The following is a 26,953-nucleotide window of genomic DNA, read 5'->3' on the forward strand; positions in this document are numbered from 1 at the left end:
CCGGGCTCCTGACGGCGGAGCCGGGTCGACGGGGCCGGGCGGCTGATCGGGTCGCCCCGGGTCGACGCGGTCAGCCGGTGGCGAGCGCGGCGGCGAGGAAGAGCACGAGACCGACGGTGAGGTACGCCATCGGCGGGCGCAGCCAGCCCCGCCCGCCGTCGGAAAGGGCCAGGCCGCCGGTACGCAGCCCGTACAGCCCGATGGCGAAGATCGGCAGGCCGAGGACCAGGAAGATGCCCACCACCACGTTGACCGTCGACAGCGGGTCGCCGACGACCCCGTTGGAGAGCACCCGCAGGGCGGGCACCTCGAAGACCACCACCAGCAGGACGAGGAGCACGGCCAGCGCGGGCCGCCGGGTCCGGTAGACCCCGTCACCCACCGCGCCGCCCGGCAGGCGCGCCCCGTCCGGCCCGTACGCCGCAGGATCCCCGGGCAGGGCGAGGTCCGGCCGGGGTGCGATCGGCGTCATCGGGCCGGTCGGCACGTCCAGCGGGTGCGGCGGGTCGGCCGGCCAGGGCCCGTCGGCGCCCCGGGCGGACCCGGCTCCCGGCCCGGGGTCGACGCTCCGGTCGAGATCGGCGCCCCGCCCCGGATCGACAGCACGGCCCGGATCGACCCCTCGAACGGGATCGACCCCCCGAACCGGATCGACTCCCCGAACCGGATCGGCCCCCCGAGCCGGGTCGGCCCCTCGAACCGGATCGGCCCCCCGAACCGGGTCGGCAGCACGGACCGGGTCGCTGGCCCACCCCGCCTCGGCACCACGGTCCGGGTCGCCGGCCCGGCTTCCCGGCAGGGCCGCGCCCCGGTCCAGGTCCGGCTCCGCGTCCGCGTGCACCCCGCCCCGGTCCAGGTCCGCGCCCCGGCCCTCGGGCGGGACCATTCCCCGATCCCGGTCCGCGCCCAGACCACGGTCCGCGCCCAGACCACGGTCCGCGCCCAGACCACGGTCCGTGCCCAGACCACGGTCCGTGCCCAGACCACGGTCCGCGCTCAGACCACGGTCCGGTTCCGCGCCCCGCGACGGCTCCGCGAACCGCCCCGGGTCCCTCGACCGCCCCGGGTCGGTGCCCCGGGCCGGCTCCACGATCGGGTACCCGCCCAGCGGAGCCGACCGCACCGGGTCGACCGGCTGCGCCGCCGGCTCGACGTCGTACGGGTCGGCGGAGACCGGGGCGGCCGACGGACGGCGGGCGACCGGCAGCGAGATCTCCATCGACGTGTGGGCGGCGCGACGCCGCTCCCGCTCGACCGCCCGACCACTCCCTGTCACCTCGGTCGACAACTCGCCCCGTCGGGAGCGGGAGGGGAGGTAACCGCTCGTGTCCGGGTTGTCCACCCCCAGCGGGTCGTCGGCGGCGTACCGCCCGGCGTCGCCGTGCCGCCCCGAGGTCGACTCGTCCCCCTCGTCGTAGCGCCGCTTCCCCGGATCGGTCCGCTGGTCCGGCGCGCGGAAGCCGTCCGTCCGGTACTGCCCCTCGTCCGCGGCGGGCCACTCCGACTCGCCGTACCCACGGTCACCGGGGTACCAGCGCGACTCCTGATCTTCGGAAAAGCTCCGTCGTCCGTCCACGTCCGGCACCGTATGTGACGAACGCTATCCCGCGCCATTCGGCCTGCAGCCAAACCTTCCATGACGCTGTGTAGTCGAAACGGAACGGTGGCTGTAGCACACCGGAGGCATGATCGTCCGGTCGTCCACAGGAGCACCGCTGTCCACAGGGGCCGCGCGGGACCGGGCCGGACTCCGGCACCGTGCACGGCATGACGAACCGGAACCAGGCCGTCGGCGCGTACGGCGAACGCTGCGCCCTGCGGCACCTGATCGCGACGGGGCTGCGCCCGGTCGACCGGAACTGGCGGTGCACCGCCGGAGAGATCGACATCGTCGCCTGGGACGGCGACGTGCTCGCCTTCTGCGAGGTGAAGACCCGTACGGGCGGCGCGTACGGCGCCCCGGCCGAGGCGGTCGTCGCGGCGAAGGTCCGCCGGCTGCGCGGGCTGGCCGTCCGCTGGCTGGCCGCCACCGGCACCACCGCCGACGAGCTGCGCTTCGACGTCCTCTCCGTCCGCCTCCCCCGCACCGGCCCGGCCCGGGTCGAGCACCTCAAGGGGGCCTTCTGATGGGCGGGGCACGATGAGCTACGCCCGGGTGCACTGCGTGGGGCTGGTCGGGGTGACCGGGCACCTGGTGCAGGTCGAGGCGGACCTGGCCCCCGGGCTGCCCGCCGTGGTGGTCTCGGGGCTGCCGGACACCGCGCTGCACGAGGCCCGCGACCGGGTCCGCGCCGCCGTGGTCAACTCCGGCCAGCGCTGGCCCAACCGCCGGATCACCATCAACCTGCTCCCCGCCGACCTGCCCAAGTACGGCTCGGCCTTCGATCTGGCGATCGCGGCGGCGCTGCTCGGCGGGGCCGGCGAGCTGCCCCTGACCGCGCTGGACGGCGTCGTGCTCCTCGGCGAGCTGGGCCTCGACGGGACGGTCCGGCCGGTCCGGGGCGTGCTGCCGATGGTCACCGCCGCCGCCCGCGCCGGGCTGGACCGGGTCGTCGTGACGGCGGCGAAAGCCGCCGAGGCGGCGGTGATCCCCGGCGTCCGGGTCCGGGGGGTGGACACGCTGCACCGGCTGGTCAGCTTCGTCCGGGACGGTGCCCCGCTGCTCGAACCGCCGGCCTGTCCGCCACCGGCCCCTCCGGCCGGGCCGGACCTGGCCGACGTGGCCGGGCAGGCGCTGGGCCGGCGGGCGCTGGAGGTGGCCGCCGCCGGTGGGCACCACCTGGCGCTGCTCGGGCCGCCGGGAGCCGGCAAGACCATGCTCGCCGAGCGACTGCCCTCGATCCTGCCGGAGTTGGACGACGAGGCGGCGCTGGAGGTCACCGCCCTGCACTCGATCGCCGGGCTGCTGCCGCCGGACGGTCGGCTGCTGCGCCGCCCGCCGTTCCAGGCCCCGCACCACACCGCCACCGTGGCGTCCCTGGTCGGTGGTGGGTCCGGGCTGGCCCGGCCGGGCGCGGTCTCCCTGGCGCACCGGGGCGTCCTCTTCCTCGACGAGGCCGCCGAGTTCGGCAAGGGCGCCCTGGAGTCGCTGCGGCAGCCGCTGGAGAGCGGTCGGGTCCGGTTGGCCCGTGCCCGGGGCGGCACCGAGTACCCGGCCCGGGTGCAGCTCGTGCTCGCCGCCAACCCGTGTCCCTGCGCCCGACCCGCCGGGGACGTCTCCTGCGAGTGCACTCCCCTGGCCCGGCGGCGCTACCTCGGCCGGCTCTCCGGTCCCCTGCTGGACCGGATCGACGTCCAGATCACCGTCCCGCCGGTGCGGGCGGCGGAGCTGCTGGCCACCGGCGTCCCCACCGAGTCGTCGGCGGTCGTCGGCGCCCGGGTCGCGGCGGCCCGCTCGGCCGCCGCGCAGCGGTGGTCCCCGGTGGGGCGGCGGCTCAACGCCGAGATCCCCGGCCCCCTGCTGCGCCGACCGCCGTGGCGGCTGTCCCCGGCGGACACGGCGGAGCTGCGGGGCCGGCTGGACCGGGGCTCGCTCTCCGCCCGGGGTTTCGACTGCGTCATCCGGCTCGCCTGGACCATCGCCGACCTGGAGGGGCGGCCCCGCCCCGACCACGACGACGTCCGCGAGGCCACCGGCCTGCGCACCGGGGAGGAGTCGTGACCACGGCCGAGGACCGGATCGCCCGGATCGCGTTGACCTGGCTCACCGAGCCGGGCACCTGGACGGTGCACCGGCTGGTCGACGAGCTCGGCCCGGCCGCCACCCTGGAGTTGCTGCGGGACGGCGGCGCACCGGACGGGCCGCTGCGGGCCACGGTGGCGGCCCGGACCGGTGCCGGTGACCCCCGGGCGGTGGCGGAGAAGGCGCTCGCCCGGGCCGACCGGCTCGGCGCGCGGCTGGTCACCCCGTCCGACCCCGAGTGGCCGACCCAGGTGGGCGACCTGCGCCGGCTGGCGCTGACCGGGTCGGGCCGCCGGGTCGACCGGGACACCGCCCCGCCGCTCTGCTTCTGGGTACGCGGCGCCTGGCCCCTGGCGGAGGCGCTGGACCGGTCGGTGGCGGTGGTCGGGGCCCGCGCCGCCACCGGGTACGGCGTGCACGTCGCCACCGACCTCGGGTACGGGTTGGCCGAACGGGGCTGGACGGTGGTCTCCGGCGGCGCGTTCGGCATCGACGCCGCCGCCCACCGGGGCACGCTGACCGCCGGTGGGGTCACCGTCGCGGTGCTCGCCTGTGGGGTCGACCGGCCCTATCCGGTGGGCAACACCGCGCTCTTCGACCGGATCGCCGAGACCGGACTGCTGATCAGCGAGTGGTTGCCGGGTGCCGAGCCGTTCCGACCCCGGTTCCTGATCCGCAACCGGGTGATCGCCGCCGCCACCCGGGGCAGCGTGCTGGTGGAGGCGTCGGCGCGCAGCGGGGCCACCCAGACCCTGCGCCGGGCGGCGGGTCTGCGCCGGCCCGCGATGGTGGTGCCCGGGCCGGTCACCTCGGCGCTCTCGGTCGGGGCGCACGAGTTGCTCCGCGAGGAGCCGCACACCCGGCTGGTGACCGGGGTGGCGCACGTGGTGGAGGAGGTGGGACGGATCGGCAGTGACCTGGCGCCCCCGGCCCGGGGGCCGGAGCGCCCCACCGACCACCTCGACGACGAGGCGACCATGCTGCTGGAGTCGATGCCCCGACGCGGGGTGACCGGGCTGGACGCGATCGCCGCGCGGGCCGGGGTGGCGGCCCGGACCGCCCTGCGCAAGCTGGCCCTGCTGGAGCAGCTCGGCATGGTGGTCCGCCGCGCCGAGGGGTACGCCCTCGCCCCGCCGCCCACTCGCCGTTGACCGCCGGCCGACCCCGGCGCCCCGGCGGGCGGGCCGGAACGGGGACGGGACCGTAGGCTGAGCCGGTGCCCGCCACCCCGCCGTTCCGAGCCGGTCCCCGGAGCACGGTGACCGGGGCAGGGCCGTGGCCAGGGTGAGCCGGCGGGAGGAGCCGGGCACCCGGGCCCGGCACGCCGCGCTGCCGGGGGCGTTGCGCGAGGCGGTGGACGACTTCGCGGCGCACCTCGGGCAGGTCCGCAACCGTTCCGCGCACACCGTCCGGGCGTACGTCACGGATCTGGTCTCGCTTCTCGACCACGCGGCGCGGGACGGCTGCCGGGTGCCGGCCGACCTGGACTTGGCGGTGATCCGTGGCTGGCTGGCCCGGCAGCAGAGCGCCGGTGCCGCCCGGACCTCGCTGGCCCGCCGGGCCGCCTCGGCGCGCGCGTTCAGCGCCTGGGCACACCGGGCCGGGCTGCTCCCCGTCGACGTGGCCGCCGCGCTGGCCAGCCCGAGGGCGCACCGGCCGCTGCCCACCGTGCTCCGGACCGACCAGGCCGTCGCCCTCGTCGAGGCGCCCGGCACCCCGGCGACCGCCACCACCACAGCCGACAGCGGCGACGGCGACAGCGACCGCGACGACGGCGACGAGGCGGTACGGCTGCGGGACCGCCTGCTGCTCGAACTGCTCTACGCGACCGGGGTACGGGTCAGCGAGGTGTGTGGCCTCGACGTCGCCGACGTCGACCAGGGCCGGCGGGTGATCCGGGTCGTCGGCAAGGGCGACCGCGAGCGGTCGGTGCCGTACGGGGTGCCCGCGCAGCAGGCCCTCGACCGGTGGCTCCGCCACGGGCGCGCCGTCCTGGCGGGGCCGGCCTCGGCCGACGCCCTGCTGCTCGGTACCCGGGGTGGGCGGCTGAACCCGACGACGGCGCGGCGCGTCGTCAACGGGTACGCCGACGCGGCCGGCCTGCCCCGGACCAGTCCGCACGGCCTGCGCCACTCGGCCGCCACCCACCTGCTCGAAGGGGGCGCGGACCTCCGCGCCGTGCAGGAGTTGCTGGGGCACTCCGCGCTGTCCAGCACCCAGATCTACACGCACGTCTCGGTGGAGCGGCTGCGCTCGGCGTACCGGCAGGCCCACCCCCGCGCCTGAACCCGGGCAGCGGGAACAGCAGGAGGTGGGCGACGAGGCCGCCCCGACTCCCGGGGAGACAGCGCGACCACCGGGTGCCCCGATCGCCGGGCGGGTGCGGCCCCGGGTGCCGGGCGGGCGGTGGCCCGGTCGCCGGGCGACGATCCGTGGTGCGGGGCCGCGCAGGCTACGATCATGGGGTGAGCGCTCCGCCACCGCCCGAGCCGATCCCGGGTGCCCGGCTGCTCTTCTCGCTCGATCCGGCGGTCAGCCACCTCAACCACGGCGCGTTCGGCGCGGTGCCGATCGGGGTGCAGCGCGCCCAGCAACGGCTGCGCGACGAGATGGAGGCGAACCCGGTCCGGTTCTTCAGCCGGGGCCTGACCGACCGGATCGCCCACGCCCGCCGGCACCTGGCGGCCTTCCTCGACGCGGACCCGGAGGGCACCGCCCTGGTCGGTAACACGACCGCCGGTGTCGCGGTGGTGATCCAGTCGCTCGGCCTGCGCCCCGGCGACGAGGTGGTCAGCACCGACCACGGGTACGGCGCGGTCGCCCTCTCCATCGCCCGGGAGTGCCGGCGCGCCGGGGCGACCTCGCGGGTGCTGTCGGTGCCGCTGACCGCCCCCGACGCGGAGGTCGTGCGGATCCTGCGGGCGGGCCTGCGTCCCGGCCGGACCCGGTTGCTCGTCGTCGACCAGGTCAGCTCGCCGACCGCACGGCACCTGCCGGTCGCGGCCATCACGGCGGCGGCCCGGGAGCAGGGGGTACCGGTGCTGGTGGACGCCGCACACGTGCCGGGCATGCTGCCGGTCTCGGTCCGCGAGGTCGCCGCCGACTTCTGGGTGGGCAACCTGCACAAGTGGGCGTACGCGCCCCGGGGCACCGCCGTGCTGGTGGTGGCGGGGCCGTGGCGGGAGCGGACCGAGCCGCTGGTGGTCTCCTGGGAACAGGAGTCGGGGTTCCCGGCCCGGTTGGAGTGGCAGGCGACCCTGGACTACACGTCCTGGCTGGCCGCCCCGGTCGGGCTGTTCACCCTGCGCAGCCTCGGTGCGCAGCGGGTTCGCGCGCACAACGCCGCGCTCGCCGCGTACGGGCAACACGTGGTGGGGGACGCCCTGGGGGTGGCGCCGACCGCGTTGCCGGACCCCGGCGGACCGGCGGCGGCGATGCGGGTGGTGCCCCTGCCGGACGGGGTCGCCACCACGTTCGACGCGGCACGGGCGCTGCGGAACCGGATCGCCGACCGGCTCGCCACCGAGGTCTCGGTGGCGGCCTGGAACGGCCGGGGCTGGCTGCGAATCTGCGGCCAGGTCTACAACACCCCGGCGGAGTACGAACGGCTCGCCGCCCACCTGCCCGCGCTGCTCGCCCAGCGCTGACCCGAAGGGCTGTCACCGTGCCGGTCAGCGGCCGGGCACCGGCAGCAGCCGCACCGGCCCGAGCCCGAGCAGCGACAGCGGGTCCAGGTACTCCTGGTCCCGCCGCAGTCCCCAGTGCAGGCAGGCGTGCTCCGGACACCCCGGATGCCCCGGCAGCAGCAGGCCGAGCCCGTCGCCCGGCTGCACCCGCTCCCCCGCCCGGACGCCCGGCGACACCGGCTCGTACGTCGTGCGCAGCCCGTCGGCGTGGTCCACGCTGACCACCGGCCGGCCACCCACCGGGCCGGCGAACCGCACCACGCCCGCCCCGGCGGAGCGCACCGGGGTCCCCGCCGGCGCGGCCAGGTCGACCCCACGGTGACCGGGCAGCCACCGCTGGGGCGGCGGCTCGAACCGACGTCGCAGGTCCGGCGGACCGGGCAGCGGCCACCGGAACACCCCCGAGCCGACGGCATCCGCCGCACCCCTTGAGCCGGCCAGGCCGGGACCAACCGGACCAGCATCAACCGGACCAACGCCGACCGCACCAGCACCGGACACGGCGGGACCGACGGGACCGGGATCGGCCGGAGCGGGAGCGGTGGCGTGGGCGCGGGTCGGGCCGGGCGACGCCGAAGCCAGCCAAGGCACCGGCACCGGCACCGGCAGGGGCATCGGCACCGGCAGGGACAGCAGGACGGCGAGCGTGAGCGTGGTACCCGTGGCGACCATGCCCGCAGCGTGCCGCCCGACCGGGCCTGGCGCACGCCCCGGCGACCCTCACCTGTGGACGACGGGTGGGCTGTGGACAACGCCCGCCGGGGCCGGTCACTGTGCTATGGCCGCATGGACCGGTGCATCATGGACGGTCGGGGCCCGGACCCCCGCCGACCACACCGAGATGCGCGACCACTGAGGCAGAGCCCCAGGGCAGAGGCCACCGAGGCAGGAGCCAGCACGGCCGAAGCCACCGAGGCAGGAGCCACCGGTGCAGGGGCACCGGCGGTGGAGGGTGGGAGGGGCGCTCAGCTACCGAAGCCGGAGTCGGCCGGCAGGGAGATGTCCGGCTTCTCCAACTCCTCGACGTTGACGTCCTTGAAGGTCATCACCCGGACGTTCTTCACGAACCGGGCAGGACGGTACATGTCCCAGACCCAGGCGTCGTGCATCTCGACCTCGAAGTAGACCTCGCCGTCGGAGTTGCGCACGTGCAGGTCGACCTGGTTGGCCAGGTAGAACCGGCGTTCGGTCTCCACCACGTAGGAGAACTGGCGGACAATGTCGCGGTACTCCCGGTAGAGCTGCAGCTCCATCTCGGTCTCGTACTTCTCGAGATCTTCCGCGCTCATCGCACTCCGCCTTCCATGACGACATCTTCCCCCACCGGCGCGGTAGGTCGAGGCTGCTCGCCCAACGCCACGCCGACGGTACCCCCTGACGCCTGTGCCCGTGCCATCGGCTGGTGCGACCCGGTCCGCCCCGGACGCCGGGATCGCGGGGGTCGACCCTCCCGGCCGGAGACGGCGGCGACGTTGACGTACGAGAACCGGTGTTCCCGGCAGGGGCCGAGCTGCCGCAGCGCGGTGGTGTGCTCGGCGGTGATGTACCCCTTGTGCTCGGCGAAGCCGTACCCGGGGAACGTCCCGTCCAGCTCCACCATGATCCGGTCCCGGGTCACCTTGGCGAGCACGCTGGCCGCCGCCACGCAGGCGGCCACCCGGTCGCCCTTCCAGACCGCCAGCCCCGGCACATCCAGCCCGTCGACCCCGAACCCGTCGCTGAGCACGTACTCGGGACGGACGGTCAGCGAGGCCAGCGCCCGGCGCATGGCGGCCAGGTTGCACACGTGCAGCCCGCGCGCGTCGACCTCCTCGGCCGGGACGACCACCACCGCGTACGCCAGGGCCCGGTCCACCACCTCCTGGTAGATCCGCTCCCTACTGGCCGGGGTGAGCAGCTTCGAGTCGGCCAGCCCGTCGATCTCGCCCCGGCGCCCCTCGGGCAGCACGGCGGCGGCGGCGACCAGCGGCCCGGCGCAGGCGCCCCGGCCGGCCTCGTCGGCCCCGGCGACGTGCCGGAAGCCACGACGTTGCAGGGCCCGCTCCAGGGCGTACAGCCCGCCGTCGCGGCGGACCACGGTACGCGGCGGCGTCAGCATGCCGTCCCTCCCCGCCGGCCCGCGCCATCCGGCACCGGGTCGACATCCGGCACCGGGCCGGCGCCCGGGTCACCGGCGGGGGCAGCAGCCGCGCGGGCCGGCGAGCCGGCAGCCGGGCCGGCCGTCGACGGGCCGGCGCTCAGGGCCTGGCGCAGCAGGCCGGGCAGGTCGTCGGGGTAGAACCGTTCGCCGCTGACGGCCAACTCGTCCGCCGGCCACCACCGGTGGCCGGTGACGCTGGCCCGCTCCACGGCGTCGAAGCCTGCCGTGTCCACCTCCCAGGCGGGCACCCGTACCAGGAAGAACTGCTGGTCCTGGCGGTACCACACACCGTCGAAGGGGAACTCGATCGTCTCCGTCCGGACCGGCTCGCCCAGCTCGGCGGGGGTCAGCCGCAGCCCGGTCTCCTCGGCCAGCTCACGGGCGGCACCGGCGGCCGGGGTCTCCCCCGGCGTCAACCCGCCGCCGGGGGTGAACCAGTACCGGTGGCCGGGCCGCGCCGGATCGACGCCCGCGAAGAGCAGGAGCCGCCCGGCGGCGTCGACGAGCAGCACCCGGGCCGCGCGGCGAGGGGTGTAGACGGTCACCGTCCCAGACTGCCAGACGGCCGGGCCGACGCCCACGCCCGCCCGCCCCCGACCGGGGTACGTCAGGAGTTGGGGACGTCGTGGTACGGCTCGGGAACGCTCAGCCAGGTGGCCCGGTTGACCGGCCAGAAGACGGTGAAGGCCCGTCCCACCACCGCGTCCTCGCTGATCGTGGCGGCGTTGATGTCCTGCCCGGACTGCTGGTAGTGCTCCAGCGAGTCGCCGGAGGCGGACCGGTGGTCACCCATCACCCAGAGCCGGCCGGGCGGCACGGTGATGTCGAAGTCCTGGTCGGCCGGCCGGTCCCGCTCGCCGTTGGCGGAGAAGATGTACGGCTCGTCGAGCGACACGCCGTTGATGACCAGTCGGTCCTCGTCGTCGCAGCAGACCACCCGGTCGCCGCTGACCCCGATCACTCGCTTGATGAAGTCCTCGCCGTCGGGGTTCCCGCTCCACTCGGTCGGCGCCTTGAAGACGATCACCTCGCCCCGTTCCGGGGTACGGAAGTGGTAGACCAGCTTGTTGACCAACACCCGGTCATCGATCTTGAGTGTGTTCTCCATGGACGGGGACGGGATGAAGAAGGTCTGCAGCACGAAGGCGCGTACCAGCACCGCGACCAGAACCGCCACCCCCAGGAGGATGGGCAGCTCCTTCCAGAACGAACTACGGGGCTTGTCGGTCTGCTCGTCAATCACGGGTGGAGCCTACGTCGCCGGGCGCGGATCGACCTTCCGGAACGCGCGAGAACGGACACCAGGCCGGCGATCGGCAGCAGCAGCACCACCCCGCCCTCGGGGGAGGGCTGGAGCGGCAACGGCCCGTCGCCGGGGAGCGTGGCGGAGGTGGGGATTCCCTCGAAGGTCTGCGGGACGCCCAGCGCGGACCAGCGGGCGGACGGCCAGACGACCATGAAGGCCCGTCCCACCACGTTGTCGATCGGCACCGGCCCCTGGCACCGGCCGTCCTGCGAGACCAGCCGGTGGTCACCCATCACGAAGATCTGCCCGGGTGGCACGACGACCTCGGTGAACCGCCGGGCGCGGCACTCGGTCGGGTTCGGCGGAATGTCCAGCGGCGAGTCCTGGAAGACGTACGTCTCGTCCAGCGGCACCCCGTTGACCGTGACCCGGCCCTGTTCGTCGCAGCACTCCACCCGGTCCCCGGGCAGCCCGATCACCCGCTTGATGAAGTCCTTCTCCCCGGGTCGGCCTACCCCGATGAGGTCACCGACGGTCCGGGCGAACCGGCCGCCGAGCCCCGGGTCCGGCTCGGTGTCCACCTGGGGCACCCACTGCTCGGTGCCCCGGAACACCACCACCTCACCGCGCACCGGGTCCCGTACGTCGTAGACGACCTTGTTGACCAGGACCCGGTCCCCGACCAGGAGGGTGTTCTCCATCGAGCCGGAGGGGATGTAGAAGGCCTGCAACAGGAAGGTGCGGATCAGCACGGCCAGGCAGAAGGCCACGATCAGCAGCAGCGGCAACTCCTGCCAGAGCGGCATCTGCCGGCGGCTGCGCCGGGACCGCCGGCGCCACGGGTCGACTGTGCCGCCCTCGTCAAGCGTCCGCACCACGCAACTCCCCGGTCCACGGAAACGTCACTACCGCCCGGGAGCCTCTCGCGGAGGCCCCACGGGCGGTAGTGGACATCGTCTGCCGTGCCGCCGCTGCCCGCCTGCGCCCGTGTCGACCAGGGTAGTGCGCTCTGGTCGGTCCGACACACGCGCAGCTCAGGCGGCGTGGCGACGGGTGAGGGGTCAGCTCGGCTGCTTCTCGCGCCGCTCCTTGATCTTGGCCTTCTTGCCGCGCAGCTCACGCAGGTAGTAGAGCTTGGCACGACGCACGTCACCGCGGGTGACGACCTCGATCCGGTCGATCGCCGGGCTGTTCACCGGGTAGGTCCGCTCGACCCCCACGCCGAAGCTGACCTTGCGGACCGAGAAGGTCTCGCGCAGGCCGCCGCCCTGACGACGGATGACCACGCCCTGGAAGATCTGGACCCGGGACCGGTTGCCCTCGACGACCCGCGCGTGCACCTTGACGGTGTCACCGGCACGGAAGTCGGGAAGGTCGACCCGCTTCGACTGGGCGTCAAGGGCGTCCAGGATGTTCATCGCTGCGTCCTCGTCAGGCTCACGGCGCACCGTCAGTCGGTGCGCGGATGGGTGATTCTGATCCCCGGGTGGTGACCGACGGGGCGGCCCCGGTCGGAGATCCTCGCAACCGGCCACGGCGTGGTCGGTTGCGGCAACCCTTCTACTCTGCCACACCCCGCGCCGGCAGGTGGAACCCACCCCGCTCCAGCGCGGCCAGGTCGTCCCGGTCCAGCCCCTCCACCGGCAGCGCCGCCAGCATGTCGGGGCGCCGGCCGGCCGTCCGCAGCACCGCCTCGTCCCGCCGCCACCGGGCGATCCGGCCGTGGTCGCCGGAGCGGAGCACCTCCGGTACGTCGAGCCCGCGCCAGGACGGCGGCTTGGTGTAGACCGGCCCCTCCAGCAGGCCGTGGGCGTGCGACTCCTCGTCCAGCGAGCCGGCGTTGCCGAGCACCCCGGGCAGCAGCCGGGTGACCGCCTCCATGATCACCAGCACCGCCACCTCCCCGCCGAAGAGCACGTAGTCGCCGAGGGAGACCTCGGTGACCCGCATCCGGGTGGCGGCGTGGTCGAGCACCCGCTGGTCGATGCCCTCGTACCGGCCGCAGGCGAAGAGCAGGTGCGACTCGGCGGCCAGCTCCTGCGCCAGCGCCTGACTGAACGGGACGCCCGCCGGGGTCGGCACCACCAGCCGGGGCAGGGTGAGCCCGTCCGGGGTCAGCTCGTCGGGGGCCAGAACGTCGAGCGCCTCGCCCCACGGCTCCGGGCGCATGACCATCCCCGGCCCACCGCCGTACGGCGTGTCGTCGACCGTACGGTGCACGTCGTGGGTCCAGGTGCGCAGGTCGTGGACGGCCAGCCGCAGCACGCCGCTGGCGCGGGCCTTGCCGATCAGCGACAGGTCCAGCGGGGCGAGGTACTCCGGGAAGATCGACACGACGTCGACACGCATGGGGGGTGGCTCCAGCCGGCTAGAGGTCGAGCAGACCGGCCGGCGGGTCGACGACGACGCGACCGCCGGCGAGATCGACCTCCGGCACGATCGCGTGGACGAAGGGGATCAACGCGGTACGCCCCTCGGGGCGTCGCACCACCAGCAGGTCGGAGGCGGGCGCGTGGTCGATGCGGGCCACCTCGCCGAGCCGCTCGCCGGCCGGGGTGACCACGGCGAGCCCGACGAGCTGGTGGTCGTGGAACTCCTCCGGATCCTCCGGCGGGGCGACGTCGGCGCTGTCCACGGCGAGCAGGGTGCCGCGCAGCGCCTCGGCGACGTTGCGGTCGACCACCCCGTCGAAGGCGACCAGCAGCCGGCCCTGGTGCCAGCGGGCGACCTCGACGGTCAACCGCTCGGGCACCCGGTAGGCGTCCTCGGGCGCGGCCCCGACAGGCGCCGCTCCCGGCTCGGTGACCAGCACCGAACCGGGAGCGAAACGTGCCTCGGGCTCGTCGGTCCGCACCTCCACGGTGACCTCACCGCGAATCCCGTGCGGTTTGCCGATCCGGCCGACGATGAGCAGCATCAGTACGAGTCGACGATGTCGACCCGTACCCCGCGCCCACCGATGGAGCCGATCACCTGGCGCAGGGCCTTGGCGGTGCGGCCGGAGCGGCCGATCACCGTGCCGAGGTCCTCCGGGTGCACGCGGACCTCAACCCGCTTGCCCCGGCGGGAGTCGACCATCCGCACGCGGACGTCGTCGGGATGATCGACGATCCCCTTGACCAGGTGTTCGAGGGCGGGTCGCAGCGCCACGTCAGCTCTGCTCGCCGGAGTCGGCACCGGCCTGCTCCTCGGTCTTCGGCGCCTCGGCGGGCGCCTCGGCCTTGGCGGCCTTCTTGGCCGGCTTGGCCGGCGCGTCGGCCAGCCCGGCGGCGGCCTTCGCCTCGGCCTCGTAGGCCGCCTTGCGGTCGGCCCGCTCGGCGGCGACCTTCAGCGGCGGCGGGGCCGGCAGGCCCTTGAACTTCTGCCAGTCCCCGGTCAGCTCCAGCAGGCGCTGCACGGCCTCGCTCGGCTGCGCGCCGACCGACAGCCAGTACTGGACCCGCTCCGACTTGACCTCGATCAGCGAAGGCTCTTCCTTCGGCTGGTAGATCCCGACGAACTCGATGGCCCGACCGTCGCGCTTGGTGCGCGAGTCGGCGACCACGATGCGGTACTGCGGGTTGCGGATCTTGCCCATCCGCAGGAGCCGGATCTTTACGGCCACAGTTCTTTCGCTCCTGTTGCGATTCCCACCGACCCGAGAGGGCGGTGTACGGGTGAGAGCCGACCGGCACAGTGGGGTTGGGCCGGAGACTGCTCGGTGGACTGACGGGATGCCGGGGTAGAGGGCGCCGGACACTCGTCGGATACCAGCGGCCCATTCTGCCAGATCCGGCACCGATTCCTCACACCGGACCCGACCCGGCTCCTCAGCGAGGGTACAGGGTGACGAAGAACACAGGTCAGCGGACCGGGGGCCGGTCCCAGCCGGGCGGCAGGGCCTCCGGCACGCTCCAGTCGGCCGGCGGGACGAAGTCGCACCAGGTGCCGTCGAACGGGAACTCACCGGCCTCGGCGCGAGCGATCACCCGCTTGCCCTCGGCCCGGACCGCCTGCTCGTCGGCGACCCAGTAATGCTCGGGGAAGGCGAGCCGCTCGGTGAACTCGCCCTCGTCCTTCCACTCCCAGCTCCGGTCGGGGTGGACCACCACGTCCAGGTCCTGGTCGACCACGTCGACCCCGGCCACCGGGCCGTCGTCCCAGCGGACCCCGGGCTCCTCCAGGTTGACGTACCAACTGGCGAAGCGGTCCCCGGCGTCGCGGAACCACCACACCGAGTGGGCCGCCCCGGTCGGCAGGAACTTCAACAACGGCGGGCCGTGCCACCGGCCCTGCGCCAGCCGGTACGACGACGTGATCCACTCGGCGAACGGCATCGCCCGCATGCCGACGCCGGCCGTGGTGACCTCGTGGGCGACCGGGCTGTCCCGCGCGATCCAGAGCAGCAGCCCGCGCTCGTCGTCGCTGACCACCCGCCCCGGCCGGACCCAGCCGATCCGGCCCCGTCGCACGTTGCGGTGCATGATCAGCCGCCCCGGCTCGAAGCGCACCCGACCTCCCCGGTGTGTTAACAGGGGCCCCCTCCTCTACCGAAAGCGTTAAGAGGGGGCCCTTCCTTACACCCTCAGTAGGCGCGGGCGAGGATGGCGACCAGGTCGGGCTCGTCCTCGGTGTCGGGGACGGAGCCGTCGGCGCGCAGCAGGCAGCGGACCGTGACGCCCTGGCCGTTGGCCTCGGCCTCACCCGCGACGCCCACCGCCGACCACGGCACCCGGGCCCAGCCGGTGGCCGCCGCCTCGATCGCCTCGGCGAGCGTGGCGACGTCGGTGGTCCGGGACTGCCGGAACGCCAGCGCCTGGTCGTGCAGGGCCCGCTGGTCGGCGTCGAGCGCGGCGAGGACCGCGCCGACCACGTCGGCGACCGGGGTGGGGGCCTTCGAGCCGTCGGTCCGCCGGACCACGACCGCGTTGCCGGCGGCCAGGTCCCGGGGGCCGACCTCGACCCGCACCGGGTAGCCGCGCAGCTCGGCGTCGACGGCCCGGCGGCCGAACGCGGTGTCGGTCCGGTCGTCCAGCGCGACCCGGACCCCGGCGTCGCGCAGCGCGTCGCACAGCGTCGCCGCCACCTCGGCTGGGCCGCCAGGCCCCTCGCCGTCCTTGACCACCATCACGTACGCCTGGACCGGGGCCAGCCTCGGCGGCACCCGCAGCCCGTTGTCGTCGCCGTGCGCCATGATCAGACCGCCGAGCATCCGGGTGGAGGTGCCCCAGGAGGTGGTCCAGGCGTGCTCCCGGCCGCCCTCGGCGGAGGAGTAGCTGATGTCGAACGCCTTGGCGAAGTTCTGCCCCAGCTCGTGACTGGTGCCGAGCTGGAGCGCCTTGCCGTCGCCCATCATGCCTTCGCAGGTGTACGTGGCGGTGGCCCCGGCGAACCGCTCCCGGGCGGTCTTGAGCCCCACCACCACCGGGATGCCGAGGACGTTCACCATCAGGTCCTCGTACGCCTCGTGCAGGATCTTGCGGGCGTAGGCGCGGGCGTCCTCGCGGGTGGCGTGCGCGGTGTGCCCCTCCTGCCAGAGGAACTCGCTGGTGCGCAGGAAGACCCGGGGGCGCAGCTCCCAACGGACCACGTTCGCCCACTGGTTGAGCAGCAGCGGGAGGTCCCGGTACGAGTCGATCCACTTGGCCATGAACTCGCCGATCACCGTCTCACTGGTGGGTCGCACCACCACCGGCTCGGCGAGCTGCTTGCCGCCGCCGTGGGTGACCACGGCCAGCTCCGGGGAGAAGCCCTCGACGTGCTCGGCCTCCCGCTTGAGGTAGCTCTCCGGGATGAAGAGCGGGAAGTACGCGTTCTCCGCGCCCGCCGCCTTGATCCGGGTGTCCATCTCGGCCTGCATCCGCTCCCAGATGGCGTAGCCGGCCGGTCGGATCACCATCGTCCCGCGGACCGGCCCGTTGTCGGCCAGCTTCGCCTTGGCGATCAGATCCTGGTACCAGCGGGGAAAGTCCTCCGCACGGGGAGTGAGCACGCGAGCCATGACCGCACATCCTATGCCGCCCGCCGCACCGCCTCTGCCCCCGCCCCGACGGCACGCCGGCCGGCCGCCCCTCCCCCGACGCCGCCACCGGTCCTACCGGGCGCTGGTGTACGTCCGGAACCGGTGGTGGGTGAGCAGGACGCAGAGCGCGGTGAAGCCGACCAGCCCGACGAGGTGGGCGACGACCGGCACGCCCCACCCCGAGGTGACCAGGAGCCGCATCGCCTCGATCGCGTACGTCAGCGGGTTGGCCCGGGCCACCAGCGCCATCCAGGTCGGCATCGCCTCGACCGGGACGAAGGCGTTGCTGGTGAACAGCAGCGGGAGGGTGACGAAGCCGGTGACCGCGAAGAAGGTGGTGTGCCCCGGGCCGTGGAACGCGAGGGCCAGGAAGACCGCGGAGAGCGCGACCGCCAGCACCGCCGTGACGCCGAGCACGACCAGCACCCCGACGACGCCGGTCCGGACCCGGACCCCCATCGCGGCGGCGACCAGCAGGATGACCGCCACCTGGACGACGGTGACCGCGGCCTGGAAGGCCAGCCGGCTGCCGAGCAGCGAGGCACGGGCGATCGGCATGCTCATCAGCTTGTCGAGGTAGCCCGTCTCCTTGTCCCAGAGCAGCGGGACCGCGCCGCTGATCGAGGTGCCGATGGCGGTGAAGGCGACCACGCCGGGCAGCAGGAAGCTGACGTAGTCCGGCGTGCCGGTGACCCGGTCGTCGACCATCCGCCGTACCGCGCCGCCGAAGAACACCAGCCAGAACGCCGGTTGCAGGAGGGTGAGCCCGAGGTTGAGGCGGTCCCGGACGAGTTGCAGGTACCAGCGGCGGGTCAACGCGGCCAGCTCCTGGAGCCGGGGGTGGCCGGCGCGGAGGGCGGTCATGCCGGGTGGCCCGCGAGCACCCGGCCGGTGTGCCGCAGGAAGACGTCGTCGAGCGTGGGCCGGTGGTAGTGCACGCCGGTGAGGTCCACCCCGTGCCGCACCGCGTCCCGCACGAGGTCGGGCAGCGCGGTGGCCGCGTCGTCCACGTGGACGTGCAGGTCGCCCGCGTCGTCGATGGTGATCTGCCGGACCCAGGCCCGGTGCCCGATCGCCGACCGCAGCACCTCCGGCCGGTCGGTGGAGACCCGCACCACGTCGGCGCCGACGTCCCGCTTGAGGTCGGCCGGTGTCCCGGTCACCACCTCCCGGCCCCGGTCGATGATGGTGATCCGGTCGCAGAGGCGGTCGGCCTCGTCCAGGTAGTTGGTGGCCAGCAGGACGGCCCGGCCCTCGGCCCGCAGCCGCCGGACGTAGTCCCAGATCCGGTGCCGGGAGACCACGTCGAGGCCGAGCGTGGGCTCGTCGAGGATCAGCAGCTCGGGGGCGTGCAGCAGCCCGCACGCGAGGTCCAGCCGCTTCTGCATGCCGCCGGAGTAGTCGCTGACCATCCGGTCGGCGTCGGCGAGCAGGCCGACGAGGTCCAGCAGCTCCGCGACCCGCTGGTCCCGCCTGCGGCGGGGGATGTGGTGCAGGTCGGCCTCGATCTCCAGGCTCTCCCGCCCGGTGAGCAGGTGACGGACCCCCTTCTCCTGGGGCACGTAGCCGATCAGCCGGCGCACGGCGACCGCCTCGTGGCGGACGTCCAGCCCGCAGACCAGCGCCTGCCCGGCGCTGGGCCGCAGCAGGGTGGTCAGCATCCGGATGGTGGTCGTCTTGCCGGCGCCGTTCGGGCCGATCAGCCCGACGATCTCACCGGCGGGGACCCGCAGGTCCAGCCCGTCCACCGCCGCGTGCCGCCGGAAGTACCGGGTGAGCCGGGTCGTGGTGACGGCGTCCCCCATGGACCACTCCGCTCGGTGCTCATCCGTCCGCCGGCCAGGTCGGTTGCCGGCTGTAGGTCATCATCCGGTCCCGGTCGGGGCCGTCGTAGGTGGGCAGCAGCTCGCTCAGCGGGGTGCCGTGCAGCGGGTGCGCCGGGTCGTCCCACCACCCGACCGGGGGGAGGCAGAACTGGTTGACGTAGTGCGCCCGGAACTCGCGGGGCAGCGTCGAGAAGTCCGGGGTGAGCAGCAGGTCCACCGCCGTACGCCAGCGGTCGGTGGTGTTGGGGTGGGTCGCGTGCATCACCCGGACGTCGCCGATCACCAGGTCGCCCGGGTTGGCCAGGATGTCGATCTCGCCGTGGGCCGGGGCGTGCGAGAGGGAGTCCGCCGGCTGCGCCTCGATCGTCGTGGTGTGCGGCTCGGGGAGCAGGTCGTGCAGCGGGTGCCGGTTGAGGTGGCTGCCCGGGATGGCGCGCAGGCAGCCGTTCTCCCGGCGGGTCGGCTCCAGGTAGATCATGCAGAACAGTTGGGTCGGCTCGTCGACGTACGTGCGCGGGTGGCCCCACGCCCACCAGTCCTGGTGCCACCAGAGGCCGGGGGACCGGGGCGGCTTCGAGATCACGTACCCGTTGATCCAGCGGGGGTCGGTGCAGCCGATGCGGCGCAGGGCGGCCCGGACCTCCGGCGCGGTCAGGGTGGCCACCAGCTCCGCGTCGTCGTACCGGACCGGGATGAGGCTCCCGTGGTGCGCGAAGCGCCGGAGGTTGGCCTCGTCCTCGGCCGCCACCTTCCGGGCGGCCAGGCCGGCCAACTGGTCGAGGAGGTCCGGCCGGAGCACGCCGGGCACCAGGCAGAAGCCGTCGCGGCGGAGCTGCGACACGAGGCCGGCGTCGTACGTCTCGATCATCACGTCACCCGTCAGGTCGGCCGCCGGACCAGGACGCGCCGGTAGGTCATGTGGCACGCCTGGTGCATTCGGAGGGTCAGATTGACCGATTCGATGAACTCGTCGATCATCAGTTCCCCGTAGGCGGGGCGTTCGGGAGCGGTCACCGGGTCACCGGGCCAGTCGGCGATCACCCGGGGCGCGAAATAGCGGCGCATCTGGTCCTCGAAATGGGTGCTCATCGGACCCCGGGCCACGTGTCCGAGATCGACGATCGCTTCGGCCGTCGGGAATCCCACCGCCAGGAGATCGCTTTCGATCTGGTCGATGCGGCCGAAGTGACGGTACTGGAAATGGCTGGCCAGTTGGTCGATGTCGTCGGCCGTCGCGAGCGGGGTGAGCATCCAGTCGTCGATGACGAACCGGCCACCGGGGCGCAGCCGCTCGAAGACGTTCCGGAACATCGCCCGGTGGTCCGGCACCTGGTAGAGCATGTTGATGCTGATCGCCGCGTCGAACGGCCCCTCGGGCAGGTGCCGTTGGCAGTCGGCGAGGACGACCTTGAGCCCGCCGCCCTGCTCCAGCCACTGTTCGTGCAGCCGGCCACAGGTCGCCCGGTGGGCCGACGAGTTGGTCACCGAGGTCACCGAGACCTGGAAGTGGGAGGCGAAGAGCCGGGCCGGACCGCCGACGCCGCACCCCACGTCGAGCACGTGGTCCCCCGGCCGCAGCTCGGCGAGGGTGCCGATGTCGATCGTGTGCTGCCGGGAACCGCGCGACCACTGCGCGCCGTCGGACCACATCTCGGCGTCGAACACCATCGGCGGGTGCAGGAAGTCACCGGTGAGATAGGCGTGCAGGCCAGCGCCGGGCAGACCGAGGACGCCGCCGACGACGTCCGGCAGGTAATGGCCGTCATCGATCGAGTCGATGATCTTTTCCATGCTGCACTCCCCGTATCCCGAGTACGCCATGACATCCGCGGCCATCGAAATTGACGGCCAGCCTAACAGTCACCTTCGGGCCTGTCCGCCCTCCCGCTCGGGAATTTCCCATGGCACCGAAAGCGCCGATCCCGTTCTTCCACCGCCGTGACGGCCACCTCCGCACCACGCGCCGGCCGGTAGAGTGCGGACGTGGTGTGGGAACGGCCGGTGCCGCTGATCGGCGATGTCAGCGCGGCGTCGCAACGGGCCGGCGACCCCGCCGGCTGGGCCTTCCCGGAGCCTGCGCGGCAGGCGTTCTACGACGTGCTGGGCGCCCGCCGCGACGTGCGGCGGTTCCGCCCCGACCCGGTCGACGGGGAGATCCTCACCCGGGTCCTGGCTGCGGCGCACGCGGCCCCGTCGGTCGGCCACAGCCAGCCGTGGCGGTTCGTGCTGGTGCGCGACCCGGCCACCAGGGAGCGGGCCGCACTGATGGCCGACCAGCAGCGGCTGCGGCAGGTCGAGCAGATGGACCCGGAATCCGGGCTCCGGCTGCTGGATCTCCAGCTGGAGGGCATCCGGGAGGCGCCACTGGGCGTGGTGGTCTGCTGCGACCGGCGGGCCCCGGCGGCGGGCGTGCTGGGTCGGGCCACCTTCGTCGACACCGACCTGTGGAGCTGCGCCTGCGCGATCCAGAACCTCTGGCTCGCGGCCCGGGCCGAGGGGCTCGGCGTCGGCTGGGTCACCCTCTTCGACCCGGACGAGCTGGCCACGCTGCTCGCCCTGCCGGCGGGCGTGGTCACCCTCGGCTGGCTCTGTCTGGGCTGGCCGGACGAGCGCCCACCCCGGCCCGGGCTGGAGCGCGTCGGGTGGTCCCGGAAGCTGCCGCTCTCCCAGGTGGTGCTCGACGAGCGGTGGCCGGCCGACGAGGTCGCCCCCGCGCCGCCGCCGTCCCGGCTGCGCGCCCCCGACCAGAGCGCCGTCGTGGCGGCCCACGACGCGGCCGACCGGCTGCTCAGCCCACCCGGCTCGCTGGGCCTGCTGAGCCAGACCACCGACCGGATCCTCGCGCTGGGCCACACCGAGCTCACCGGCGGGGTGCTGGTGCTCGCCGCGGCCGACCACCCGGTGGCCCGGCACCGGGTCTCGGCGTACCCGACCCGGGTGACCCGGGAGGTGCTGGAGGCCGCCGTCGCGGGCGAGGCGATGGGGGTGACCGCGGCCCGCGCCGCCGGCCTGACCGTCGACCTCGTCGACGCCGGTGTCACCGGGCCACCCGTGCCGGGGGCGCGGGAGATCCGCTGCCGCGACCCCCGGGGCGACCTGGTCGGCGCGGACGCCATGTCCCGCGACGACACCGACCGGCTGGTCGAGGCCGGCCGGGGGCTCGGCGCGACGGCCGCCACGCACGGGTTGGTCGCGCTGGGCGAGGTCGGGGTCGCCAACACGACGGTCGCGGCGGCGCTGACCTGCGCCCTGCTCGACCTGACCCCGGCCGCCGTGGTCGGGCTCGGCGCCGGCGCGGACAGCGCCATGGTGGACCGCAAGCGCGCGGCCGTGTCGGCCGCGACGGCGCGGCTCCACGCGACGTACGGCGGGTCCGCCCGCGACCCGCTGACCTGCCTGGCCGCGCTGGGCGGCCCGGAGATCGCCGTGTTGACCGGCGTGGTGCTCGGTGCCGCGGAGCGCGGTGCGGTGGTCGTCCTGGACGGCCTCGCCACCTCGGTGGCCGCGCTGATCGCCGTCGCCGTCGAGCCGGGCGTGGCGGCGCACCTGGTGGCGGGGCAGCGCAGCCGGGAGCTGGGGCACCCCCGGGTGCTCACCCAGCTCGGCTGCGAGCCGCTGCTGAGCCTGCGGGTACGGGCCGGCGAGGGGGTCGGCGCCTGCCTGGCGAGCGCGATGATCCGGCACGCGCTGACCATCCGCCGGCACACCGCACGGGTCACCTACTGACGACCGGCATCGTCCGTCCGGGAGGCGCGGGCGCCGTCCGGATGACGGCACACCGTCCGAATGGCGGCCCCCGATCATTATCGACTGTCGACTATCGGTCACGACATTGTCGGCACCGCACGGTCGCCGATCGGTGCCGTATTCTCAGCCCGGAACGGCACCGGTCGAACACGCATCCACACCTTCGGGAGCTGGCGGCATGGCGATACCGCAGACACCGAACACCGGACGGATCCTCGACTACTGGCTCGGCGGTGATCACCGTTTCCCACCGGACCAGGGGGCGGCAGCGGCGTTCGACGCCATCTACCCCGAATTCCCCCGGCTCTTCGGCACGCTCCGGCAATTCATCGGACGCGCGGCACGGGCCGTCGCCGATCAGGGAATCGACCAGTTCCTCGTCCTCGGGGCTGGAATTCCCACGAAAGGAAACGTGCACGAGGCGGTGCCGGGAGCCCGGGTGCTCTACACCGACATCGACGCCACCAACATCGAACTCGGCCGCTCGATCCTCGCCGGCCTGCCCCAGGTGGAATACGCGTACTGCGACGCCAGTGACCTCGACACGCTGGACCGGGACGCGGCGGACCGGGTGCTCCGGCCGGCCGAGCCGCTCGGCGTGGTGATGGTCGGCGTGTCGGTCTTCCTCGACGACGCGACGGTACGCGCCACCCTCGCGCGCATCTACGACCGGGTGCCGTCCGGCAGCTTTCTGGTCGCCGACTTCGACGGCGAGGCGTTGAACTCGTACCCGGACGTGGTGAAGATCCTGGATCAGGCCGGTGAGCCGTTGTATCTGCGCGGGCCGGACCGGATCGCGCCGTTGCTCGGTCGCTGGCGCCTCACCGACGACGGAATTCGGCCCGTCGACACCTGGCGCGACGACACCGCCGCCCATCCGGAGAAGGTGTTCATGTACGGCTGTCTCGCCACCAAACCCTGACGAGACGCACTCCCCCACCGACGGAATACGAGGACCGTTCTCCCCCCGAACGGCGCAGTGACCGATCGTCGCCGGCTCGACGGCCATTCCCGGCGCACCGGGTCCGGCTGTCCGGCCGCACCTGGTCGGGTCACCGACGACCCGACCGTTCCCGTCCCCGGTGAGGAGAGGCAATCATGGCCACGTTCTCGACAACCTCGAAAACCATGCGGTTCGGCGTCATGGCGGCGGTGACCGTCGTCGCCCTGACGGTCGGCGGTTCCGCCAGCGGTGGGGCCCGCCTGGCCACCTCGGAGCGGCTCGCGCCGGCCGCCGGGGCGTGCGACCGGAACCTCGGCACCGCCGCCCGGACGCCGGCGGCGCCCGGCGCCTGCCGGGCCGCGGGCACCCCCGAACTGATCTGGCAGGGCCACATCCACCTCGGTGACGAGCCGGGGATCTACGGCGACGCGCTCTACTCCGGGCTGAGCACGGAGATCCCGATCACGCTCGAACGCACCTCCACCAGTGGACCGGAGCGGACCACGCTGGTCCTGGAGACCGAGGACGTCCAGACCTTCGAGGGCTACCCCGGGCACCAGATCACCGTCTACCTGCACGTGCCCGACCCGGAGCAGCCCTTCCACTCCGACCAGGTCGTGCTCACCCGCACCCGGCTGACCAGCGCGGACAACAACCGCAAGGAGATCCGGGTCAACCTCGCCGGCCGGCAGTCGCCGTACCACGTCAGCGTGCAGATCCGGCAGGACACCGAGGTGCCGGCCGGGGCGCTGGACGACTTCCAGGTCACCCGGCTGTCCAACGTGGCGACCGACTTCGGCTACATCGCGAGCTACGGCTTCACCCCGCCCCCGGTGAACTGACCGCCGGCCGTGGCGAGGCGGGCGCCGTCAGCGCAGCAGGCGCCCGCGCAGGACCAGGCGGGAGGGGGTACGGACCACCCGCAGGTCCCGGCGCGGGTCGTCGGGGTAGACGACCAGGTCGGCGAGGCCGCCCTCGACCAGGCCGGGGAAGCCCAGCCACTCGCGGGCCCGCCAGGAGGCGGCGGCCAGCACGTCCAGCGTGGACATGCCGGCCCGCTCGTGCAGCAGCAGCATCTCCTCGGCGGCCAGCCCGTGGTCGATGCCCCCGCCCGCGTCGGTGCCGACGTAGATCGGCACGCCCGCCTCGTACGCGGCCCGGACCACCTCGGGAAACCGGTCGCGCAGGGCGAGCATGTGGTCGGCGTACCCGGGGAACTTGGCCCGGGCCTGGTCGGCGATGCCACCGAAGGTCCGGATGTTGATCATGGTGGGGATCAGCGCGGTCCCCCGCCGGGCCATCTCGTCCACCAGGTCCGGGCTGAGCCCGGTGCCGTGCTCGATCGAGTCGACCCCGGCGCGCACCATGATCTCGACGGCCGACTCGGAGAAGGTGTGCACCGCCGCCCGGACCCCGGCGGCGTGCGCCGCCTCGACGGCGGCGGTCATGGTCGCCGCGTCCCAGGACGGGGCGAGGTCGCCCACCCCCCGGTCGATCCAGTCACCGACCAGCTTGACCCACCCGTTACCGGCCCGCGCCTGCTCGGCCACGGTCGCGGCGACCTCGCTCGCAGCGACCTCCACGCCGATGTCGCGCAGGTACCGCCGGGGCGGCGCGACGTGCCGCCCCGCGCGGGCCAGCCGGGGCAGGTCCGGTTCGTCGTCGAGTTCCGGGTACGGGTACGGCGAGCCGGCGTCCCGGATCGCCAGCACCCCGGCGTCCCGGTCGGTCCGGGCCAACGCGCGGGCCTGGTCGAGGGAGGTGACCGGCGTTGCGCCCCGGGCGATGCCGATGTGACAGTGGGCGTCGACCAGCCCCGGCAGGACGTACCCCCGGTCGGCGATCGTCTCCGCGCCGGGCTGCGGGTCGAAGGTGACCCGGTCGCCGACCAGCCAGATGTCGCGGACCTCGTCGTCGGGGAGCAGCACACCACGCACATGCAGAGCCATGTGCCAGGTCTACCCGATCACCGCCCGTCGCGCGTCGGCGGCCCGGCCCGCCGCACGGTCAGCGCGGGCCCTTGTCCCCCTTGCCCAACTTGTTGAAGTCGATCTTCGGGAGCTTGAAGCCGGGCGGCAGGCCCTGGCCGGCGGCCAGGTCGTTGGGGTTCATGCCGGGCGGGAGCTGCGGCATGCCGCCCGGGAAGCCCCCGGGCATCCCGGCCCCCGCCCCGCTCCGCGGCCGGCCGCCACCCTTGGTGCCCTTGCGCTTGTTCTTCGGCGACTTGGTGGCCTTGCGCCGCCCGCCGCCGGGCAGGCCCATCATGCCGCCCATCTGCTTCATCATCTTCTGCGCGTCGGCGAAGCGGTTGAGGAGCTGGTTGACGTCCATCACGGTGACGCCGGAGCCGCTCGCGATCCGGGCCCGCCGGGAGCCGTTGATGATCTTCGGGTTGGTCCGCTCGGCCGGGGTCATCGACCGGATGATCGCGGTGACCCGGTCGAAGTGCTTGTCGTCGAGGTCGGCGAGCTGGTCCTTCACCTGCCCCATGCCGGGCATCATGGCCAGCACGTTGGCGATCGGGCCCATCCGCCGCACCGCGATGAGCTGGTCGAGGAAGTCCTCCAGGGTGAACTGCTCACCGCCCATCAGCTTGGCGGTCATCTTCTCCTTCTGATCGGTGTCGAAGGCCGCCTCGGCCTGCTCGATCAGAGTGAGGACGTCGCCCATGCCGAGGATCCGGCTGGCCATCCGGTCGGGGTGGAAGACGTCGAAGTCCTCCAGCTTCTCGCCGGTGGAGGCGAAGAGGATCGGCTGCCCGGTGACCTCCCGGACCGACAGCGCCGCACCGCCCCGGGCGTCACCGTCGAGCTTCGACAGGACCACACCGGTGATGCCGACGCCGTCGCGGAACGCCTCGGCGGTGCGGACCGCGTCCTGGCCGACCATCGCGTCGATGACGAAGATGACCTCGTCCGGGTCGACCGCGTCCCGGATGTCGGCGGCCTGCTGCATCATCTCGGTGTCGATGCCGAGCCGGCCGGCGGTGTCGACGATGACGATGTCCCGGGCGGCCCGCTTGGCGTGCTCGATCGAGGCCCGGGCCACCTGGACCGGGTCGCCGGTGCCGTTGCCGGGCTCCGGGGCGTACACCTCGACGCCGGCCCGGCCGCCGAGCACCTGGAGCTGCCCGACGGCGTTGGGGCGCTGGAGGTCGGCGGCGACCAGCAGCGGCTGGTGCCCCTGGGTCTTGAGCCAGCGGGCCAGCTTGCCGGCGAGGGTGGTCTTGCCGGAACCCTGGAGACCGGCCAGCATGATCACGGTCGGCGGCTGCTTGGCGAACTGGAGCCGCCGCCCCTCGCCGCCGAGAACGGCGACCAGCTCCTCGTTGACGATCTTGACGATCTGCTGCGCCGGGTTGAGCGCCTGGGAGACCTCCGCCCCGCGCGACCGCTCCTTGACCCGCGCGATGAACCCCTTGACCACCGGCAGGGCGACGTCCGCCTCCAGCAGCGCCATCCGGATCTCGCGCGCGGTGGCGTCGATGTCGGCGTCGCTGAGCCGACCCTTGCTCCGGAGCTTGGTGAAGATCCCGGACAGGCGGTCACTCAAGGTGTCAAACACGCGAACATCCCGTTTGTCAGTGTTCCGGCGGGCACAGGCGACCGGGTGGCGAGGACCCGGACATCGTTCAGGGTAGCCCGCCGTCCACACCCCCGCTCCGGGCCGGCCCCAGCCCGCC

26 protein-coding genes and 3 pseudogenes are annotated in these 26,953 nt (G+C 74.0%); 9 read left to right on the top strand and 20 right to left on the bottom strand.

What is annotated here, in order from left to right:
* Window positions 1-70: 70 nt before the first annotated feature.
* Window positions 71-1,576 carry a hypothetical protein gene (locus tag AWW66_RS36530; protein ID WP_245648430.1) on the bottom strand — a complete coding sequence of 502 codons (1,506 nt, stop codon included), beginning with the start codon at window positions 1,574-1,576 and terminating at the stop codon, window positions 71-73.
* A gap of 191 nt (window positions 1,577-1,767) precedes the next feature.
* Between AWW66_RS36530 and AWW66_RS22570 the strand changes: the two genes are divergently transcribed.
* The 6 genes and pseudogenes from AWW66_RS22570 to AWW66_RS22590 all read left to right on the top strand — a co-directional run bounded on the left by AWW66_RS22570 (window position 1,768) and on the right by AWW66_RS22590 (window position 7,329).
* On the top strand, window positions 1,768-2,127 hold the full coding sequence (locus AWW66_RS22570) for a YraN family protein (protein WP_067370015.1): 360 nt from the start codon (window positions 1,768-1,770) through the stop codon (window positions 2,125-2,127).
* Window positions 2,128-2,140: 13 nt separating this feature from the next.
* Window positions 2,141-3,661, top strand: a complete 1,521-nt coding sequence (locus AWW66_RS22575; RefSeq protein WP_067370017.1) for a YifB family Mg chelatase-like AAA ATPase — start codon at window positions 2,141-2,143, stop codon at window positions 3,659-3,661.
* Window positions 3,658-4,833: a DNA-processing protein DprA gene (locus AWW66_RS22580; RefSeq protein WP_067370020.1), complete on the top strand. Its 1,176-nt coding sequence runs from the start codon at window positions 3,658-3,660 to the stop codon at window positions 4,831-4,833. The genes AWW66_RS22575 and AWW66_RS22580 overlap by 4 nt, the downstream gene beginning before the upstream one ends.
* Before the next feature lie 133 nt (window positions 4,834-4,966).
* Window positions 4,967-5,386 (top strand): annotated as a pseudogene (locus tag AWW66_RS36535) (site-specific integrase); the annotation flags it as partial.
* 81 nt (window positions 5,387-5,467) lie between these two features.
* Window positions 5,468-5,968, top strand: a pseudogene (locus AWW66_RS36540) (tyrosine-type recombinase/integrase); the annotation flags it as partial.
* Window positions 5,969-6,147: 179 nt separating this feature from the next.
* Window positions 6,148-7,329 carry an aminotransferase class V-fold PLP-dependent enzyme gene (locus AWW66_RS22590; protein WP_067370026.1) on the top strand — a complete coding sequence of 394 codons (1,182 nt, stop codon included), beginning with the start codon at window positions 6,148-6,150 and terminating at the stop codon, window positions 7,327-7,329.
* Between the two features lie 24 nt (window positions 7,330-7,353).
* Here the strand turns inward: AWW66_RS22590 and AWW66_RS22595 are convergent, their stop codons facing one another.
* The 17 genes and pseudogenes from AWW66_RS22595 to AWW66_RS22675 all read right to left on the bottom strand — a co-directional run bounded on the left by AWW66_RS22595 (window position 7,354) and on the right by AWW66_RS22675 (window position 20,372).
* On the bottom strand, window positions 7,354-7,983 hold the full coding sequence (locus AWW66_RS22595) for a murein hydrolase activator EnvC family protein (RefSeq protein ID WP_083978777.1): 630 nt from the start codon (window positions 7,981-7,983) through the stop codon (window positions 7,354-7,356).
* A gap of 350 nt (window positions 7,984-8,333) precedes the next feature.
* Window positions 8,334-8,657 (bottom strand): DUF2469 domain-containing protein, encoded by a 324-nt coding sequence (locus tag AWW66_RS22600; RefSeq protein ID WP_011905215.1) that lies wholly within the window; start codon window positions 8,655-8,657, stop codon window positions 8,334-8,336.
* Window positions 8,654-9,466, bottom strand: a complete 813-nt coding sequence (locus tag AWW66_RS22605) for a ribonuclease HII (RefSeq protein ID WP_067370029.1) — start codon at window positions 9,464-9,466, stop codon at window positions 8,654-8,656. The genes AWW66_RS22600 and AWW66_RS22605 overlap by 4 nt, the downstream gene beginning before the upstream one ends.
* Window positions 9,467-9,597: 131 nt before the next feature.
* A pseudogene (locus AWW66_RS22610) lies at window positions 9,598-10,053 on the bottom strand (NUDIX hydrolase); the annotation flags it as partial.
* 62 nt (window positions 10,054-10,115) lie between these two features.
* Window positions 10,116-10,751 (bottom strand): signal peptidase I, encoded by a 636-nt coding sequence (gene lepB, locus AWW66_RS22615; RefSeq protein ID WP_067370032.1) that lies wholly within the window; start codon window positions 10,749-10,751, stop codon window positions 10,116-10,118.
* Entirely contained in the window at window positions 10,748-11,632 is an 885-nt protein-coding gene (lepB, locus tag AWW66_RS22620) for a signal peptidase I (RefSeq protein WP_067370035.1), read from the bottom strand. Before lepB (AWW66_RS22620) ends, lepB (AWW66_RS22615) begins: the two co-directional genes overlap by 4 nt.
* A 183-nt stretch (window positions 11,633-11,815) precedes the next feature.
* Window positions 11,816-12,172, bottom strand: a complete 357-nt coding sequence (gene rplS, locus AWW66_RS22625; RefSeq protein ID WP_067370037.1) for a 50S ribosomal protein L19 — start codon at window positions 12,170-12,172, stop codon at window positions 11,816-11,818.
* A gap of 142 nt (window positions 12,173-12,314) precedes the next feature.
* Window positions 12,315-13,103 (bottom strand): tRNA (guanosine(37)-N1)-methyltransferase TrmD, encoded by a 789-nt coding sequence (trmD, locus tag AWW66_RS22630; RefSeq protein ID WP_067370040.1) that lies wholly within the window; start codon window positions 13,101-13,103, stop codon window positions 12,315-12,317.
* Between the two features lie 19 nt (window positions 13,104-13,122).
* A complete protein-coding gene (gene rimM / locus AWW66_RS22635; RefSeq protein ID WP_067370076.1) occupies window positions 13,123-13,668 on the bottom strand; it encodes a ribosome maturation factor RimM in 546 nt (181 codons plus the stop codon).
* Between the two features lie 2 nt (window positions 13,669-13,670).
* Window positions 13,671-13,931, bottom strand: coding sequence for an RNA-binding protein (locus AWW66_RS22640; protein ID WP_067370043.1), 261 nt, complete (start codon window positions 13,929-13,931; stop codon window positions 13,671-13,673).
* Window positions 13,906-14,358 (bottom strand): 30S ribosomal protein S16, encoded by a 453-nt coding sequence (rpsP, locus tag AWW66_RS22645; protein WP_067370046.1) that lies wholly within the window; start codon window positions 14,356-14,358, stop codon window positions 13,906-13,908. The genes AWW66_RS22640 and rpsP overlap by 26 nt, the downstream gene beginning before the upstream one ends.
* A 238-nt stretch (window positions 14,359-14,596) precedes the next feature.
* Window positions 14,597-15,244, bottom strand: a complete 648-nt coding sequence (locus tag AWW66_RS22650) for a ribonuclease FAU-1 family protein (protein ID WP_067370049.1) — start codon at window positions 15,242-15,244, stop codon at window positions 14,597-14,599.
* A gap of 74 nt (window positions 15,245-15,318) precedes the next feature.
* Window positions 15,319-16,734, bottom strand: coding sequence for a proline--tRNA ligase (gene proS / locus AWW66_RS22655; RefSeq protein ID WP_067370052.1), 1,416 nt, complete (start codon window positions 16,732-16,734; stop codon window positions 15,319-15,321).
* Between the two features lie 93 nt (window positions 16,735-16,827).
* Window positions 16,828-17,619: an ABC transporter permease gene (locus tag AWW66_RS22660; protein ID WP_067370056.1), complete on the bottom strand. Its 792-nt coding sequence runs from the start codon at window positions 17,617-17,619 to the stop codon at window positions 16,828-16,830.
* Window positions 17,616-18,560 carry an ABC transporter ATP-binding protein gene (locus AWW66_RS22665; protein WP_067370059.1) on the bottom strand — a complete coding sequence of 315 codons (945 nt, stop codon included), beginning with the start codon at window positions 18,558-18,560 and terminating at the stop codon, window positions 17,616-17,618. The genes AWW66_RS22660 and AWW66_RS22665 overlap by 4 nt, the downstream gene beginning before the upstream one ends.
* Window positions 18,561-18,579: 19 nt before the next feature.
* Complete coding sequence (locus AWW66_RS22670) at window positions 18,580-19,449, bottom strand: phytanoyl-CoA dioxygenase family protein (protein ID WP_083978772.1); 870 nt, start codon at window positions 19,447-19,449, stop codon at window positions 18,580-18,582.
* Between the two features lie 11 nt (window positions 19,450-19,460).
* Complete coding sequence (locus AWW66_RS22675) at window positions 19,461-20,372, bottom strand: SAM-dependent methyltransferase (protein ID WP_067370061.1); 912 nt, start codon at window positions 20,370-20,372, stop codon at window positions 19,461-19,463.
* Between the two features lie 192 nt (window positions 20,373-20,564).
* Between AWW66_RS22675 and bluB the strand changes: the two genes are divergently transcribed.
* The 3 genes from bluB to AWW66_RS22690 all read left to right on the top strand — a co-directional run bounded on the left by bluB (window position 20,565) and on the right by AWW66_RS22690 (window position 24,113).
* A complete protein-coding gene (bluB, locus tag AWW66_RS22680; protein WP_067370063.1) occupies window positions 20,565-22,307 on the top strand; it encodes a 5,6-dimethylbenzimidazole synthase in 1,743 nt (580 codons plus the stop codon).
* A 199-nt stretch (window positions 22,308-22,506) separates the two neighbouring features.
* Entirely contained in the window at window positions 22,507-23,250 is a 744-nt protein-coding gene (locus AWW66_RS22685) for an SAM-dependent methyltransferase (RefSeq protein WP_067370065.1), read from the top strand.
* A gap of 176 nt (window positions 23,251-23,426) precedes the next feature.
* The gene (locus AWW66_RS22690) at window positions 23,427-24,113 is read left to right on the top strand and encodes a hypothetical protein (protein WP_211272064.1); all 687 of its coding nucleotides are present in this window, start codon (window positions 23,427-23,429) and stop codon (window positions 24,111-24,113) included.
* 27 nt (window positions 24,114-24,140) lie between these two features.
* On the opposite strand, the gene AWW66_RS22695 is transcribed toward AWW66_RS22690, so the two are convergent.
* Window positions 24,141-25,220, bottom strand: a complete 1,080-nt coding sequence (locus AWW66_RS22695) for an amidohydrolase family protein (protein WP_067370068.1) — start codon at window positions 25,218-25,220, stop codon at window positions 24,141-24,143.
* Window positions 25,221-25,278: 58 nt separating this feature from the next.
* Window positions 25,279-26,835 carry a signal recognition particle protein gene (gene ffh, locus AWW66_RS22700; RefSeq protein WP_067370069.1) on the bottom strand — a complete coding sequence of 519 codons (1,557 nt, stop codon included), beginning with the start codon at window positions 26,833-26,835 and terminating at the stop codon, window positions 25,279-25,281.
* Between the last annotated feature and the right edge of the window lie 118 nt (window positions 26,836-26,953).

Origin of the sequence: Micromonospora rosaria (assembly GCF_001567585.1) — a bacterium.
Taxonomy (GTDB): Bacteria; Actinomycetota; Actinomycetes; order Mycobacteriales; family Micromonosporaceae; genus Micromonospora; species Micromonospora rosaria.